General features: G+C 46.1%; 16 protein-coding genes. All 16 read left to right on the top strand.

The annotated features are described in order from the left end of the window. The first annotated feature begins 48 nt into the window (after window positions 1–48). Window positions 49–1410 carry a tRNA uridine-5-carboxymethylaminomethyl(34) synthesis GTPase MnmE gene (gene mnmE, locus R8N46_RS20210; protein ID WP_005383836.1) on the top strand — a complete coding sequence of 454 codons (1362 nt, stop codon included), beginning with the start codon at window positions 49–51 and terminating at the stop codon, window positions 1408–1410. Between the two features lie 100 nt (window positions 1411–1510). Next, window positions 1511–1945: an FMN-binding protein MioC gene (gene mioC, locus R8N46_RS20205; RefSeq protein WP_005378900.1), complete on the top strand. Its 435-nt coding sequence runs from the start codon at window positions 1511–1513 to the stop codon at window positions 1943–1945. 477 nt (window positions 1946–2422) lie between these two features. Next, window positions 2423–4318, top strand: coding sequence for a tRNA uridine-5-carboxymethylaminomethyl(34) synthesis enzyme MnmG (mnmG, locus tag R8N46_RS20200; RefSeq protein WP_005378901.1), 1896 nt, complete (start codon window positions 2423–2425; stop codon window positions 4316–4318). Beyond that, window positions 4318–4953, top strand: coding sequence for a 16S rRNA (guanine(527)-N(7))-methyltransferase RsmG (gene rsmG, locus R8N46_RS20195; protein ID WP_130546159.1), 636 nt, complete (start codon window positions 4318–4320; stop codon window positions 4951–4953). Before mnmG ends, rsmG begins: the two co-directional genes overlap by 1 nt. A 10-nt stretch (window positions 4954–4963) precedes the next feature. After that, window positions 4964–5737 carry a ParA family protein gene (locus tag R8N46_RS20190; RefSeq protein ID WP_005383838.1) on the top strand — a complete coding sequence of 258 codons (774 nt, stop codon included), beginning with the start codon at window positions 4964–4966 and terminating at the stop codon, window positions 5735–5737. Window positions 5738–5761: 24 nt separating this feature from the next. Next, window positions 5762–6643 (top strand): ParB/RepB/Spo0J family partition protein, encoded by an 882-nt coding sequence (locus R8N46_RS20185; RefSeq protein ID WP_005383840.1) that lies wholly within the window; start codon window positions 5762–5764, stop codon window positions 6641–6643. A gap of 189 nt (window positions 6644–6832) precedes the next feature. Then, complete coding sequence (locus R8N46_RS20180; RefSeq protein WP_005378921.1) at window positions 6833–7222, top strand: F0F1 ATP synthase subunit I; 390 nt, start codon at window positions 6833–6835, stop codon at window positions 7220–7222. An 8-nt stretch (window positions 7223–7230) separates the two neighbouring features. Further along, the gene (gene atpB / locus R8N46_RS20175; RefSeq protein WP_005378922.1) at window positions 7231–8043 is read left to right on the top strand and encodes a F0F1 ATP synthase subunit A; all 813 of its coding nucleotides are present in this window, start codon (window positions 7231–7233) and stop codon (window positions 8041–8043) included. A gap of 56 nt (window positions 8044–8099) precedes the next feature. Continuing rightward, complete coding sequence (gene atpE, locus R8N46_RS20170) at window positions 8100–8354, top strand: F0F1 ATP synthase subunit C (RefSeq protein ID WP_002540812.1); 255 nt, start codon at window positions 8100–8102, stop codon at window positions 8352–8354. A 74-nt stretch (window positions 8355–8428) separates the two neighbouring features. Further along, window positions 8429–8899, top strand: coding sequence for a F0F1 ATP synthase subunit B (gene atpF / locus R8N46_RS20165; protein WP_005378929.1), 471 nt, complete (start codon window positions 8429–8431; stop codon window positions 8897–8899). A gap of 14 nt (window positions 8900–8913) precedes the next feature. Then, window positions 8914–9447: a F0F1 ATP synthase subunit delta gene (gene atpH / locus R8N46_RS20160; protein ID WP_017635596.1), complete on the top strand. Its 534-nt coding sequence runs from the start codon at window positions 8914–8916 to the stop codon at window positions 9445–9447. A gap of 13 nt (window positions 9448–9460) precedes the next feature. Next, on the top strand, window positions 9461–11002 hold the full coding sequence (atpA, locus tag R8N46_RS20155; RefSeq protein WP_005378931.1) for a F0F1 ATP synthase subunit alpha: 1542 nt from the start codon (window positions 9461–9463) through the stop codon (window positions 11000–11002). A gap of 44 nt (window positions 11003–11046) precedes the next feature. Next, on the top strand, window positions 11047–11913 hold the full coding sequence (gene atpG, locus R8N46_RS20150) for a F0F1 ATP synthase subunit gamma (protein ID WP_005378932.1): 867 nt from the start codon (window positions 11047–11049) through the stop codon (window positions 11911–11913). A 35-nt stretch (window positions 11914–11948) separates the two neighbouring features. Continuing rightward, the gene (atpD, locus tag R8N46_RS20145) at window positions 11949–13352 is read left to right on the top strand and encodes a F0F1 ATP synthase subunit beta (RefSeq protein ID WP_005383849.1); all 1404 of its coding nucleotides are present in this window, start codon (window positions 11949–11951) and stop codon (window positions 13350–13352) included. An 18-nt stretch (window positions 13353–13370) separates the two neighbouring features. Continuing rightward, window positions 13371–13793, top strand: a complete 423-nt coding sequence (locus R8N46_RS20140) for a F0F1 ATP synthase subunit epsilon (protein ID WP_005378937.1) — start codon at window positions 13371–13373, stop codon at window positions 13791–13793. 149 nt (window positions 13794–13942) lie between these two features. Next, window positions 13943–15304: a bifunctional UDP-N-acetylglucosamine diphosphorylase/glucosamine-1-phosphate N-acetyltransferase GlmU gene (gene glmU / locus R8N46_RS20135; RefSeq protein WP_025768924.1), complete on the top strand. Its 1362-nt coding sequence runs from the start codon at window positions 13943–13945 to the stop codon at window positions 15302–15304. Window positions 15305–15347: the final 43 nt, after the last annotated feature.

Raw genomic sequence — 15347 nt, 5'->3', positions numbered from 1 at the left:
ATGGCTCCCTAGGTATCTTCCCTATAGCCCAGCTCAAAAGGCAAAATTATGACTACAGATACGATTGTCGCTCAAGCGACCGCGCCTGGTCGTGGCGGTGTCGGTATTATTCGAGTTTCTGGCCCTAAAGCCAACCAAGTGGCGTTAGAAGTCACTGGCAAAACACTAAAGCCCCGCTACGCAGAGTACCTGCCGTTTAAGTCAGAAGATGGCACTGTGCTTGATCAGGGCATCGCACTGTACTTCCCTAACCCGCACTCATTTACAGGTGAAGACGTACTTGAGCTGCAAGGCCATGGCGGCCCTGTCGTGATGGATATGCTGATAAAACGCATTCTAGGTATAGATGGTATTCGAGCTGCTCGCCCTGGTGAGTTCTCTGAACGCGCATTTCTGAACGATAAACTCGACCTAGCTCAAGCCGAAGCGATTGCAGACCTCATTGATGCCAGTTCTGAAGAAGCAGCAAAATCGGCGCTGCAATCCTTACAGGGCGCATTTTCAGGCCGCATTAATACCTTAGTTGAGTCGCTGATTCATTTGCGTATCTATGTTGAAGCAGCCATCGACTTCCCTGAAGAAGAGATCGACTTTTTGGCCGACGGTAAAGTGGCTGGTGACCTACAAGCCATCATCGACAACCTAGATGCGGTGCGCAAAGAAGCTAACCAAGGCGCTATTATGCGTGAAGGGATGAAAGTCGTGATTGCGGGTCGTCCAAATGCGGGCAAATCAAGCCTACTGAACGCGCTATCGGGTAAAGAATCTGCAATCGTAACCGACATCGCAGGAACCACGCGTGATGTACTGCGTGAGCATATCCATATTGATGGCATGCCACTACACATCATTGATACAGCAGGTTTGCGTGATGCTTCCGATGAAGTAGAGAAAATCGGTATCGAACGCGCGTGGGATGAAATAGCCCAAGCAGACCGCGTGTTGTTCATGGTGGATGGCACGACAACCGATGCCACCGATCCGAAAGATATCTGGCCAGATTTTGTGGATCGCCTACCAGACAACATTGGTATAACTGTGATCCGTAATAAAGCGGATCAAACGGGTGAAGATATGGGGATCTGCCACGTCAATAACCCTACCCTTATCCGTTTGTCAGCGAAGACTGGTGCAGGGGTTGAAGCTCTGCGCGATCATCTCAAGGAGTGTATGGGCTTCTCTGGCAACAGTGAAGGTGGGTTTATGGCTCGTCGTCGTCATCTCGATGCATTAGAACGTGCCGCACAGCACCTTCAAATAGGCCAGGAGCAGCTTGAAGGCTATATGGCTGGTGAAATATTGGCTGAAGAGCTACGCATCACCCAACAACATCTCAATGAGATTACCGGTGAGTTCAGTTCTGACGACTTACTGGGACGAATCTTCTCTTCATTCTGTATCGGGAAGTAAATAATCGAACGCGCGGTGCTGAGCTTAACTCACACCGCGTTTCTTTTTGTACGGCAAGCCATCCATGAGCTTTAGCCGTCGCATTCAATAAGGAAGAAGTATGATCCACATTATTACAGGCAGCACGTTAGGTGGCGCAGAATACGTAGGGGATCACCTGAGTGATCTACTCAACGAGAATGGATTTGAAACAACGATCCACAACCAGCCTTCCCTCAGTGATATCGAAAATCAAGGTACGTGGTTGGTGATCACCTCTACACATGGAGCTGGTGAGTATCCTGATAATATCCAACCTTTTATCGCAGCATTACAAAATACACCGCCAAAAATGACTGATGTAAAATTTGCGGTGATTGCGATTGGTGACTCTAGCTACGATACGTTCTGTGCCGCTGGTCAACACGCTTATGATTTATTAGAGGATATTGGTGCAACCCCTCTCGCAGATTGCTTTAAAATCGATGTACTGAGCCATGATGTACCAGAAGACGCCGCAGAGATGTGGTTAAAAGAGAATATCGAACGTTTTTAAACTCACGACTTTCCCTTCAACAGAGTCGAAATTCGGCTCTGTTTTCTCCCATGTGAATAACTCCCACCAAATTATTTTGTTTAACCGCTCAAAAACCAACCAAACAGACTGTGGATAACTACAATAAGATCCAGTGATTTTCCTTTAGTTATCCCAATAACAACTTTGATCAATTTCACCCCCTGTGTATAACCACCACTTTTGATCCCAGGTAATCCTCGATCTGATCCAATCATGATCACAAGATATGATCCAAAGAAGATCCATGATCTTGTTGATCATTTTTAGGTTATCCACAGAAACGGTCGATCCTAATAATAGATCTAATAAAAGATCATATATATAGATCTTATATATATTTATCTTGAAGCTTAAAACGGATAAAACGAGAAAACGTTTTTCTCTCTGGCATAAAGCAGGTAAAATACGGCTCCTTTATCTGTCCATTAAATCCCTTTGAATACCTGAGGTCAGTTCATGCTTTATCACGAAAACTTTGACGTCATTGTTGTCGGTGGCGGACACGCAGGAACGGAAGCCGCGCTCGCATCTGCACGCACAGGACAAAAAACGCTTCTCCTTACCCATAACATCGATACATTAGGCCAGATGTCTTGTAATCCGGCGATCGGTGGTATTGGTAAAGGTCACTTAGTAAAAGAAGTAGATGCTATGGGCGGTTTGATGGCTGAAGCCATCGACCATGCAGGTATTCAGTTTCGTACACTAAATGCCTCCAAAGGTCCTGCAGTACGAGCAACTCGAGCTCAAGCCGATCGCGCTCTGTACAAAGCGTACGTTCGTAATGCATTAGAAAATGCGCCTAACTTAACGTTGTTCCAGCAATCAGTTGATGATCTGATTGTTGAACAAGATCGCGCAGTTGGTGTGGTAACTCAAATGGGACTTCGCTTCCATGCGAAAGCCGTTGTGCTAACCGTGGGTACCTTCCTTGGTGGTAAGATCCACATAGGTATGGAAAGCTCGTCTGGTGGTCGTGCCGGGGATCCACCATCGATCGCATTAGCGGATCGACTGCGTGAACTGCCGTTCCGTGTGGATCGTTTAAAAACAGGTACTCCACCGCGCATTGATGCTCGTACTGTTGATTTTTCAGTGCTAGAAGCTCAGCACGGTGATAACCCAACGCCTGTATTCTCGTTCATGGGCAAACGTGAACAGCATCCGCGTCAGATTCCATGTTTCATCACCCACACCAATGAACAAACTCACGATGTGATCCGCAGTAACTTGGATCGCAGTCCAATGTACGCAGGTGTGATTGAAGGTATTGGTCCTCGTTACTGTCCGTCTATTGAAGACAAAGTGATGCGTTTCGCTGACAAAAACAGCCACCAAATCTTCATTGAGCCAGAAGGCCTAACCACGCACGAGTTATACCCTAATGGTATCTCGACCAGCTTGCCATTTGATGTGCAAGTACAAATCGTGCGCTCAATGAAAGGGTTTGAAAATGCACACATCGTTCGCCCAGGTTATGCGATTGAATACGATTTCTTCGATCCACGTGATTTGAAGCAAACGTACGAGACGAAGTTCATCCATGGTTTGTTCTTTGCTGGCCAGATTAATGGTACGACTGGCTACGAAGAAGCCGCAGCGCAAGGCTTGATGGCGGGCCTAAACGCAAGCTTGTTTAGCCAAGACAAAGAAGGCTGGAGCCCACGTCGTGACCAAGCTTACATGGGCGTGTTGATTGATGACTTATCGACCATGGGTACCAAAGAGCCGTACCGCATGTTCACTTCTCGTGCGGAATACCGCCTGCTACTTCGTGAAGATAACGCCGATTTACGTTTAACGGAAAAAGCGCGCGAGCTAGGCTTGATTGATGATGTTCGTTGGGCTCGCTTTAACGAGAAAATCAACAATATGGAAACGGAGCGTCAGCGTTTGAAAGCAACGTGGATGAATCCGAAGTCAGAGGGTGTTGATGAGTTGAACAAGCTGCTGAAAACCCCAATGGCCCGTGAAGCGAGTGGTGAGGATCTTCTGCGTCGTCCAGAGATCACTTATTCGCAACTGACGCAACTTGAAGCGTTTGCTCCTGCTCTTGAAGATCAGCAAGCGGCTGAGCAAGTTGAAATTCAAGTGAAATACGATGGTTACATCAAGCGTCAGCAGGAAGAGATCGAAAAATCACTGCGTCACGAAAATACCAAGTTACCTGCTGATTTGGATTACCGCGATGTAAAAGGTTTATCAAACGAAGTCGTTGCTAAACTGAGCGAGGCCAAACCAGAGAGCATCGGTATTGCATCACGCATTTCTGGTATTACGCCTGCTGCAATTTCTATTCTACTTGTTCACTTGAAAAAGCATGGTTTGCTGAAGAAAGGTGAGGAAGAATAATGAGCGCATTGCGAACAAAGCTGGATTCACTGATCGCGAAAACCGATTTGGAAGTGTCAGAACAGCAACGAGAGCAGTTAGTTGGTTATGTCGAACTGCTCGACAAATGGAACAAAGCGTACAATTTAACATCGGTACGTGATCCGCTTGATATGTTAGTGAAACATATTCTTGATAGTATCGTTGTAAGCGCACACCTGCCCGGTGAGCGCTTCATTGATGTTGGTACTGGTCCGGGGTTACCGGGCATCCCTTTGGCAATCATGAACCCTGAGAAAACCTTCTTTTTGCTCGACAGTCTTGGCAAACGCATCCGTTTTATCAAGCAAGTTGTGCACACATTAGGGCTGAAAAACGTGACACCAATTCAAAGTCGTGTCGAAGAATTCCAACCTGAAGAAAAATTTGATGGCGTTTTGAGTCGAGCTTTTGCTTCAATGATAGACATGGTGGAATGGTGCCACCATTTGCCGAAACAAGAGCACGGGGTGTTTCTAGCGCTGAAAGGACAGCACCCTAAAGATGAAATGGATCAGCTTCCTGAATGGTGCAGTGTGACAGAGATCATATCTTTGGCTGTTCCTGAGTTGGAAGGTGATCGTCATCTAGTAATCTTATCGCGCAAGGAAAATTAGCGAGGTAATCGTGGGTAAAATTGTAGCAATCGCCAACCAGAAAGGTGGGGTCGGCAAAACAACAACGTGCATTAACTTAGCGGCTTCGATGGCGGCAACAAAGCGCAAGGTTTTGGTGATCGATCTCGACCCGCAAGGCAATGCTACGATGGCCAGTGGCGTGGATAAGTATATGGTCGACGCCACCGCATACGATCTTTTGGTTGAAGATACACCGTTCGATCAAGTCGTTTGTACCCAAACAACAGGGAAGTATGATTTGATCGCGGCGAACGGAGACGTAACCGCGGCAGAAATCAAATTGATGGAAGTTTTCGCTCGTGAAGTGCGTCTAAAAAATGCATTGTCGTCAGTTCGCGATAACTATGATTTCATCTTTATTGATTGTCCTCCTTCTCTAAACCTTCTTACAATCAATGCGATGGCGGCAGCTGACTCTGTGCTGGTGCCGATGCAATGTGAATACTTTGCGTTAGAAGGTTTAACTGCTCTTATGGATACAATCAGCAAGTTAGCGGCTGTTGTGAATGAAAACCTAAAAATCGAAGGTTTATTGCGTACCATGTACGACCCACGCAACCGCTTATCGAATGAAGTATCCGATCAACTTAAAAAACACTTTGGGAATAAAGTTTACCGTACTGTCATTCCGCGTAATGTTCGTTTGGCTGAAGCGCCAAGTCACGGTAAGCCAGCAATGTACTACGATAAGTACTCCGCAGGTGCCAAAGCGTATCTTGCTCTAGCGGGCGAAATGCTCCGCCGCGAAGAAATCCCAGTTTAACTCTAACCTAAGGAATTCAATCCCATGTCTAAGCGTGGTCTCGGAAAAGGACTGGATGCGTTATTGTCGACCAGTTCGTTTGCTCGTGAAAAACAGCATATTGCATCGCATAGCCAAGAATTATCGGCAGACGGTGAGTTAACCGATTTAGCGATTGGTCAATTGCAGCCGGGCGTATACCAACCGCGTAAAGATATGGCGCCTGAAGCGCTAGAAGAACTAGCGGCTTCGATTCAATCACAAGGCATTATTCAACCAATCGTGGTTCGCCAGGTCGAAAATGGTCAGTTTGAGATCATCGCAGGTGAGCGCCGCTGGCGTGCTGCAAGGCAGGCGGGTTTAAAACGCGTGCCGTGTTTGGTGAAAAAAGTTGAAGATCGTGCCGCCATCGCCATGGCGTTGATTGAAAACATTCAACGTGAAGACTTGAATGTGATTGAGGAAGCCCAAGCGCTTGAACGTCTACAAGATGAATTCACGCTGACACATCAGCAAGTGGCCGATGTGATTGGTAAATCAAGAACGACGGTGAGTAACCTATTACGTCTGAATCAGTTGGAAGTTGATGTAAAAGGTCTGGTTGCAGATAAAAAATTGGAAATGGGTCATGCTCGAGCTCTGTTAGCGTTAGAAGGCGAACAGCAAGTCGAAGTAGCTCAACAAGTGGCTAAGAAGCAAATGACTGTTCGCCAAACCGAACAGTTAGTAAAAAAGTGCTTAGCCCCACAAAATGAGCAAAAAGGGCAACAAGAGGATACCGAAGCCGAGCAAATGTCGCATAAATTGAGTCAGCTGCTTGATGCAAAAGTTTCTCTTACCCGTTCTGCAAACGGAAAAGCGAAATTGACGATAAGTCTTGATGAGCCTCACAAATTGGACCAACTAATTGCCAAGCTTGAGGCCTAGATGAGATAATTGATTTAGGTCAATTAATCTAATTAATCGAATTTTGTGCGAAAGTTGTCGTTTTGTAAACAAAACTGTAAGTTTTTGATGCAATCGAATTGCTTTACGTTGAACTGAACGTATAATTTTCGCCAATTTCCCAGCACAGAGAGTTAAGTGCGAAGTGGATATTACTAGAGGTACGAATACATGGTAGCTGCGTTAGCTAGACCAGGACGAGAGCTCGCAAGGCAATTGTTAATGATCCAGTCTGGCGCGGTTATTTTTGTGGCAGCAGGAATGGCGGTAGCCATAAATCCTGACTGGGGATTTTCAGCGCTGATTGGCGGAGGCATTTTTGTTGTTGCCAATGCAGTATTCGCGCTGTGTGCTTTCATGTTTAGTGGAGCTCGCGCTGCCAAGCGCATCGCTGCTTCCTTCTATACGGGTGAAGTACTGAAAATTCTCATCACGGTTGCACTGTTCTATGTTGCCTACATGTATATGCAGGTGGAACTTGTTCCCCTCAAACTAACCTATTTGCTGGTACTAGGTATTAATATCTGTGCACCAGTGCTATTCATTAACAACAAAAAATAGGATGAGTTATGGCTGCGCCAGGTGAAGCGCTAACATCGTCCGGTTACATTGCCCACCACCTTTCTAACCTATCGCTATACAAGTTGGGTTTAGTAGGGTCGGAGACAAGTTTCTGGAACGTACATATCGATAGCCTGTTTTTTTCTTGGTTTACTGGTTTAATTTTCCTCGGAATTTTTTACAAAGTAGCAAAGAGAACAACAGCGGGTGTACCGGGTAAGCTTCAGTGTGCTGTAGAAATGATCGTTGAATTTGTCGCCGATAACGTCAAAGACACGTTCCATGGACGCAACCCACTGATCGCGCCTTTAGCACTGACTATCTTTTGTTGGGTATTTTTGATGAACGTGATGGACTTAGTTCCTATCGACTTCTTACCATACCCAGCAGAGCATTGGCTAGGTATTCCTTACCTTAAGGTTGTACCGTCTGCTGATGTGAATATCACCATGGCTATGGCTCTAGGCGTTTTTGCATTGATGATTTACTACAGCATCAAAGTAAAAGGTCTAGGTGGATTCGCAAAAGAACTTGCACTACATCCATTCAATCACCCACTGATGATTCCGTTTAACCTACTAATTGAAGTGGTATCGCTATTAGCGAAACCTCTATCACTTGGTATGCGTCTATTCGGTAACATGTTCGCGGGTGAGGTTGTATTCATTCTTTGTGCGGCAATGCTACCATGGTACTTACAATGGATGGGTTCACTACCGTGGGCAATCTTCCATATCTTGGTTATTACGATTCAAGCCTTCGTATTCATGATGTTGACAATTGTTTACCTGTCAATGGCACACGAAGATCCTGATCATTAATTTTTTAAAGCTTTTTATTTGGGCACTAAGCCAACAACTATAAATTGGAGATAGTAATGGAAACTTTACTGAGCTTTTCTGCAATCGCCGTAGGTATTATCGTCGGTCTTGCTTCTCTTGGTACAGCGATTGGTTTCGCACTGCTAGGTGGTAAATTCCTAGAAGGTGCTGCACGTCAACCAGAAATGGCTCCTATGCTACAAGTTAAGATGTTCATCATCGCGGGTCTACTTGATGCGGTTCCAATGATCGGTATCGTAATCGCGCTACTATTCACTTTCGCAAACCCATTCGTTGGTCAACTAGGTTAATCACCTTTAACTCGGGACGGGCGATTATCGCTTGTCACTGATTAACACTAAGTCCAAATAGAGGGGTAGCTGTTGTGAACATAAACGCAACTCTGCTAGGTCAAGCAATCTCGTTCGCACTATTTGTGTGGTTCTGCATGAAGTATGTATGGCCACCATTGATGCAAGCGATCGAAGAGCGTCAGAAGAAAATTGCTGATGGTCTTCAAGCAGCAGAACGTGCTGCGAAAGACTTGGATCTAGCACAAGCCAACGCTTCTGATCAATTGAAAGAAGCGAAGCGCACAGCAACTGAGATCATCGAACAAGCGAACAAGCGTAAGTCTCAAATTCTTGATGAAGCTCGCGAGGAAGCTCAGGCAGAACGCCAGAAAATCCTAGCGCAAGCAGAAGCAGAACTTGAAGCTGAACGCAATCGTGCACGCGATGAGCTGCGCAAACAAGTTGCTACTCTGGCTGTAGCTGGTGCTGAGAAAATCCTTGAGCGTTCTATCGATAAAGATGCGCAAAAAGATATTCTCGACAACATTACTGCAAAACTTTAAGTCTGGGGGCGCATATGTCTGATTTGACTACTATCGCACGCCCCTATGCTAAAGCAGCCTTCGACTTTGCTTTAGAGAAAGACCAGTTGGACCAATGGGGCCAAATGTTATCTTTTGCTGCTGAAGTGGCCAAAAACGAACAAATGAACGAACTACTAACGGGTTCGGTTTCTGCTGACAAAATGGCAGAAATTTTTGTTGCAGTTTGCGGCGAACAAGTTGATGCGCACGGTCAAAACCTTTTGAAGGTAATGGCTGAGAATGGTCGTTTAGCGGCCCTTCCTGATGTTTGCACGGAGTTTTTTACTCTGAAAAAAGAACATGAGAAAGAAATTGATGTTGAAGTTATTTCAGCAACAGAGCTTTCTGATGAACAACTTGCAAACATTGGCAGCAAACTTGAAAAGCGTCTTGAACGCAAAGTGAAGCTGAATTGCAGTGTAGATGAGACCCTACTTGGTGGGGTTATTATTCGAGCCGGAGACCTAGTCATCGATGACTCAGCGCGTGGTCGTTTGAACCGCCTGAGCGATGCATTGCAGTCTTAATGGGGATTGGAGCATGCAACTTAATTCCACGGAAATTAGCGATCTGATCAAACAACGTATCGAATCTTTCGAAGTTGTTAGTGAAGCTCGCAACGAGGGTACTATCGTATCGGTAAGCGATGGTATCATCCGCATCCACGGCCTAGCGGACGTGATGCAAGGTGAAATGATTGAATTACCGGGTGGCCGTTATGCACTGGCACTTAACCTTGAGCGTGACTCGGTTGGTGCGGTTGTAATGGGCCCATATGCTGACCTTAAGGAAGGCATGAAAGTTACAGGTACTGGCCGCATTCTTGAAGTGCCAGTTGGTCCAGAACTACTAGGCCGCGTAGTAAACACGCTGGGTGAGCCTATCGATGGTAAAGGTCCAATCGAAGCGAAAATGACTTCGCCTGTAGAAGTGATCGCACCAGGTGTAATCGACCGTAAATCGGTAGACCAACCTGTGCAAACTGGTTATAAGTCAGTTGACTCAATGATCCCAATCGGTCGTGGTCAGCGTGAGCTTATCATCGGTGACCGTCAGATTGGTAAAACAGCACTGGCGATCGACGCGATCATCAACCAGAAAGACTCTGGTATTTTCTCTATCTACGTAGCAATCGGTCAGAAAGCATCGACTATCGCTAACGTTGTTCGCAAACTAGAAGAGCACGGCGCACTACAAAATACTATCGTTGTAGTTGCATCAGCTTCTGAATCTGCAGCGCTTCAATACCTAGCGCCTTACGCAGGTTGTGCGATGGGTGAATACTTCCGCGATCGCGGTGAAGACGCACTGATTGTTTACGATGATCTATCTAAGCAAGCGGTAGCTTACCGTCAGATCTCTCTACTACTTAAACGTCCACCAGGCCGTGAGGCATTCCCAGGTGACGTATTCTACTTACACTCGCGTCTACTAGAGCGTGCAGCTCGTGTAAACGAAGAGTACGTAGAGCGTTTCACTAACGGTGAAGTGAAAGGTAAGACTGGTTCTTTGACTGCTCTTCCTATCATCGAAACTCAAGCAGGTGACGTTTCAGCATTCGTACCGACTAACGTAATCTCGATTACCGATGGTCAGATCTTCCTACAAACTGAGCTATTCAACGCTGGTGTTCGTCCTGCTGTTGACCCTGGTATCTCAGTATCTCGTGTAGGTGGTTCAGCTCAGACGAAAATCATCAAGAAACTATCAGGTGGTATCCGTACAGCACTAGCTGCATACCGTGAACTAGCGGCATTTGCTCAGTTCTCTTCTGACCTTGATGACGCAACGAAGAAACAGTTAGACCATGGTCAAAAAGTTACAGAACTAATGAAGCAGAAGCAGTACGCTCCAATGTCTGTATTTGACCAAGCTCTAACTATCTTCGCGGCAGAGCGCGGTTACCTTGATGATGTAGAACTTAACAAAGTTCTAGATTTCGAGGCGGCTCTACTATCGTACGCTCGCGGTCAATACGCTGAACTAGCAGCTGAGATCGACAAGTCTGGCGCTTACAACGATGAAATCGAAGCTCAGTTGAAGAAACTGACTGACGACTTCAAAGCAACCCAAACTTGGTAATTAGGTCGGTGGCAGTTTCTGCCACCAACTAACGGAGAGTAACGATGGCCGGCGCAAAAGAGATACGTAATAAAATCGGTAGTGTTAAAAGCACTCAGAAAATTACGAAAGCGATGGAAATGGTAGCAGCTTCAAAAATGCGTCGTTCTCAAGATGCAATGGAAGCTTCTCGTCCATACGCTGAAACAATGCGTAAAGTGATCGGTCATGTGGCTAACGCAAACCTAGAGTACCGTCATCCGTACCTAGAAGAGCGTGAAGCTAAACGTGTTGGTTACATCATCGTTTCGACAGACCGTGGTCTGTGTGGTGGTTTGAACATTAACGTGTTCAAAAAAGCCGTTACAGACATGCAAGCATGGAGAGAGAAAGGTGCTGAGATTGAGCTAGCCGTTGTTGGCTCAAAAGCAACAGCTTTCTTTAAACATGGTGGCGCAAAAGTTGCGGCACAGGTTTCTGGTCTTGGAGATAATCCAAGCCTACAAGACCTAATCGGCTCTGTTGGCGTAATGCTGAAGAAATACGATGAAGGTGAACTGGACCGTCTATATGTAGTATTCAACAAGTTTGTAAATACTATGGTTCAGCAACCAACGATCGATCAATTGCTACCTTTGCCTAAATCGGACAGCGAAGAGATGCAGCGTGAGCATTCATGGGACTACATCTATGAGCCTGAACCAAAACCTCTACTGGATACGCTATTAGTGCGTTACGTAGAGTCTCAGGTATACCAAGGTGTGGTTGAGAACCTTGCTTGTGAGCAAGCGGCTCGAATGATTGCGATGAAGGCTGCAACGGATAACGCAACCAGTTTGATTGACGATTTGGAACTTGTGTACAACAAAGCCCGTCAGGCTGCGATTACACAAGAACTATCAGAAATCGTTGGTGGTGCAGCTGCGGTTTAAGCTTAGGTAAAACGAAATAGTTTAGAGGATTAACGATGGCTACAGGTAAGATCGTACAGATCATCGGTGCGGTAGTCGACGTAGAGTTCCCACAGAGCAATGTACCTAGTGTATATGACGCTCTAAACGTAACGGACTCAAAAGAGCGTCTAGTTCTTGAAGTTCAACAACAGCTAGGCGGTGGCGTAGTTCGTTGTATCGTAATGGGTAGCTCTGATGGTTTACGTCGTGGAGTAGAAGTGGTTAACACTGGCGCTCCAATTTCAGTACCAGTAGGTACTAAAACTCTAGGTCGTATCATGAACGTCCTAGGTGACGCGATTGACGAGCGTGGTGAAGTGGGTGCGGAAGAGGTTTACTCTATCCACCGTAGTGCACCAAGCTACGAAGAGCAATCAAACGAAATTGCACTTCTAGAAACGGGCGTTAAAGTAATCGACCTAATTTGTCCATTCGCTAAGGGTGGTAAAATCGGTCTATTCGGTGGTGCAGGTGTCGGTAAGACCGTTAACATGATGGAACTTATCAACAACATCGCACTACAGCACTCAGGTCTATCAGTATTTGCTGGTGTTGGTGAGCGTACTCGTGAAGGTAACGATTTCTACTACGAGATGCAGGAAGCGGGCGTTGTAAACGTTGAGAAGCCTGAAGAATCAAAAGTAGCGATGGTTTACGGTCAGATGAACGAGCCACCAGGTAACCGTCTACGTGTTGCACTGACTGGTCTAACAATGGCAGAGCGTTTCCGTGACGAAGGTCGTGACGTACTACTGTTCATTGATAACATCTACCGTTACACACTTGCAGGTACAGAGGTATCAGCACTACTAGGTCGTATGCCTTCTGCGGTAGGTTACCAGCCAACTCTTGCAGAAGAGATGGGTGTACTCCAGGAGCGTATCACGTCAACGAAATCAGGTTCTATCACGTCTGTACAGGCGGTATACGTACCAGCGGATGACTTGACTGACCCGTCTCCAGCAACAACGTTCGCGCACTTGGATGCAACGGTTGTACTTAACCGTAACATCGCTGCAATGGGTCTATACCCTGCGATCGACCCGCTAGATTCAACATCTCGTATGCTTGATCCACTAGTCGTTGGTCAAGATCACTACGAAGTTGCTCGTGGTGTTCAGCAGACTCTTCAGCGCTACAAAGAGCTGAAAGATATCATTGCTATCCTAGGTATGGACGAGCTATCTGAAGAAGATAAGCAAGTTGTATCTCGTGCACGTAAGATTGAGCGTTTCCTAACTCAGCCTTACCACGTAGCAGAAGTATTTACAGGTGACCCTGGTATTTACGTACCTCTAAAAGAGACTCTACGTGGCTTTAAAGGCCTACTAGCTGGTGAATACGACGACATTCCTGAGCAGGCATTTATGTACTGCGGTAGCATCGACGATGCTATTGAGAATGCGAAGAAGCTATAAGGCTAACTAGGAGGCGATATGGCAGCAATAACCTTTCACCTAGACGTAGTAAGCGCTGAGAAGAAAATCTTCTCTGGTCGTGTTGAAACGTTTCAGGTGACCGGTAGCGAAGGTGAACTTGGTATTTTCCATGGTCACACACCGCTGCTGACCGCTATCAAGCCTGGTATGGTGCGTATTGTGAAACAGCACGGCCACGAAGAAATTATTTATGTTTCTGGTGGTATGGTAGAGATTCAGCCTGGTACAGCGACTGTACTAGCTGATACAGCTATCCGTGGTGAAGAGCTAGACGCAGCGAAGGCAGAAGAAGCCAAACGCCGCGCTGAGGAGCAAATCCAGAATCAGCATGGTGACATGGACTTCGCACAAGCGGCCAGTGAACTGGCTAAAGCCATTGCTCAGCTACGAGTTATCGAGCTGACAAAAAAGCGTCGCTAAGCTCAATTAGCAACGTTGCATGAAAAAAGGCGGCCAATTGGTCGCCTTTTTGATTAATTTTAGTTGGAAATTTACATCCCACCATTAACTAATCCTTCCAAGGTGTTTAAAATAACGCCCAATTAAAATAGAACGTCAATAGGTTATTAATGAAATTCAGTGCTGTGATCCTTGCTGCGGGTAAAGGTACCCGTATGTATTCAAACATGCCTAAAGTGCTACACACTTTGGCAGGGAAGCCAATGGCAAAACATGTGATTGATACATGTACAGGTCTTGGCGCACAAAACATCCACTTAGTATATGGTCACGGTGGTGATCAAATGCAGCAAACGCTAGCAGAAGAGCCTGTAAACTGGGTACTGCAAGCGGAGCAACTAGGTACAGGTCATGCGGTTGATCAAGCGTCTCCGAAGTTTGAAGACGATGAAAAAGTACTGGTGCTTTACGGTGATGTTCCACTGATTTCAGCTGAAACGATTGAAAACCTATTAGATGCACAGCCAACAGGCGGTATTGCGCTACTAACAGTGATTCTAGATAACCCGACAGGCTACGGTCGTATTATCCGTAAGAATGGTCCTGTTGTTGCGATCGTTGAACAAAAAGATGCAACAGAAGAACAAAAACAAATTAAAGAGATCAACACTGGCGTGATGGTTGCGACTGGTGGGGATCTTAAGCGTTGGTTGTCTGGCTTAAACAACAACAACGCACAAGGCGAATACTACCTAACTGACGTTATTGCAGCTGCACACGATGAAGGTCGTGCCGTTGAGGCAGTACACCCAGTCAATGCCATTGAGGTGGAAGGGGTCAATGACCGCGCACAGCTTGCTCGTCTAGAGCGTGCTTTCCAGTCAATGCAAGCTCAGAAACTACTAGAGCAAGGTGTCATGCTACGCGATCCAGCACGCTTTGATTTGCGTGGTGAGTTACAGTGCGGTATGGACTGTGAAATCGACGTGAATGTTATCATCGAAGGTAAAGTTTCACTGGGTGATAACGTGGTTATCGGTGCGGGTTGTGTACTGAAAGATTGTGAAATCGACGACAACACCATCATTCGCCCTTACAGTGTGATTGAAGGTGCAACGGTTGGTGAAGAATGTACGGTTGGTCCATTTACTCGCCTTCGTCCTGGTGCTGAAATGCGTAACGATTCCCATGTGGGTAACTTCGTTGAAGTGAAAAATGCGCGCATCGGAGAAGGTTCAAAAGCGAACCACCTAACTTACTTAGGTGATGCAGAGATCGGCCAACGTACTAACATCGGTGCAGGTACTATCACTTGTAACTACGATGGTGCGAACAAGTTTAAAACCATCATCGGTAATGATGTTTTTGTTGGTTCTGATAGCCAGCTGGTGGCGCCTGTCACTATCGCTGATGGCGCAACCATCGGTGCAGGCACGACACTAACAAAAGATGTTGAAGAAGGTGAGTTAGTAATTACTCGCGTCAAAGAGCGCAAAATTACTGGCTGGCAGCGTCCTGTAAAACAGAAATAAACATTACCTGCACTCACTCTATCGCTATACTGTCAAAGCCGCT

The organism is Vibrio sp. 1874 (assembly GCF_033344395.1).
Lineage (GTDB): Bacteria > Pseudomonadota > Gammaproteobacteria > Enterobacterales > Vibrionaceae > Vibrio > Vibrio alginolyticus.
Note: the sequence above shows the minus strand (reverse complement) of the source record. Positions and strands in the feature narration are given on the sequence as shown.

What these genes read in the sequence shown, in the direction of transcription:
- mnmE (WP_005383836.1), top strand. Translation starts at nt 49, where the DNA reads ATGACTACAGATACGATTGTCGCTCAAGCGACCGCGCCTGGTCGTGGC.
- mioC (WP_005378900.1), top strand. Translation starts at nt 1,511, where the DNA reads ATGATCCACATTATTACAGGCAGCACGTTAGGTGGCGCAGAATACGTA.
- mnmG (WP_005378901.1), top strand. Translation starts at nt 2,423, where the DNA reads ATGCTTTATCACGAAAACTTTGACGTCATTGTTGTCGGTGGCGGACAC.
- rsmG (WP_130546159.1), top strand. Translation starts at nt 4,318, where the DNA reads ATGAGCGCATTGCGAACAAAGCTGGATTCACTGATCGCGAAAACCGAT.
- R8N46_RS20185 (WP_005383840.1), top strand. Translation starts at nt 5,762, where the DNA reads ATGTCTAAGCGTGGTCTCGGAAAAGGACTGGATGCGTTATTGTCGACC.
- R8N46_RS20180 (WP_005378921.1), top strand. Translation starts at nt 6,833, where the DNA reads ATGGTAGCTGCGTTAGCTAGACCAGGACGAGAGCTCGCAAGGCAATTG.
- atpB (WP_005378922.1), top strand. Translation starts at nt 7,231, where the DNA reads ATGGCTGCGCCAGGTGAAGCGCTAACATCGTCCGGTTACATTGCCCAC.
- atpE (WP_002540812.1), top strand. Translation starts at nt 8,100, where the DNA reads ATGGAAACTTTACTGAGCTTTTCTGCAATCGCCGTAGGTATTATCGTC.
- atpH (WP_017635596.1), top strand. Translation starts at nt 8,914, where the DNA reads ATGTCTGATTTGACTACTATCGCACGCCCCTATGCTAAAGCAGCCTTC.
- atpA (WP_005378931.1), top strand. Translation starts at nt 9,461, where the DNA reads ATGCAACTTAATTCCACGGAAATTAGCGATCTGATCAAACAACGTATC.
- atpG (WP_005378932.1), top strand. Translation starts at nt 11,047, where the DNA reads ATGGCCGGCGCAAAAGAGATACGTAATAAAATCGGTAGTGTTAAAAGC.
- atpD (WP_005383849.1), top strand. Translation starts at nt 11,949, where the DNA reads ATGGCTACAGGTAAGATCGTACAGATCATCGGTGCGGTAGTCGACGTA.
- R8N46_RS20140 (WP_005378937.1), top strand. Translation starts at nt 13,371, where the DNA reads ATGGCAGCAATAACCTTTCACCTAGACGTAGTAAGCGCTGAGAAGAAA.
- glmU (WP_025768924.1), top strand. Translation starts at nt 13,943, where the DNA reads ATGAAATTCAGTGCTGTGATCCTTGCTGCGGGTAAAGGTACCCGTATG.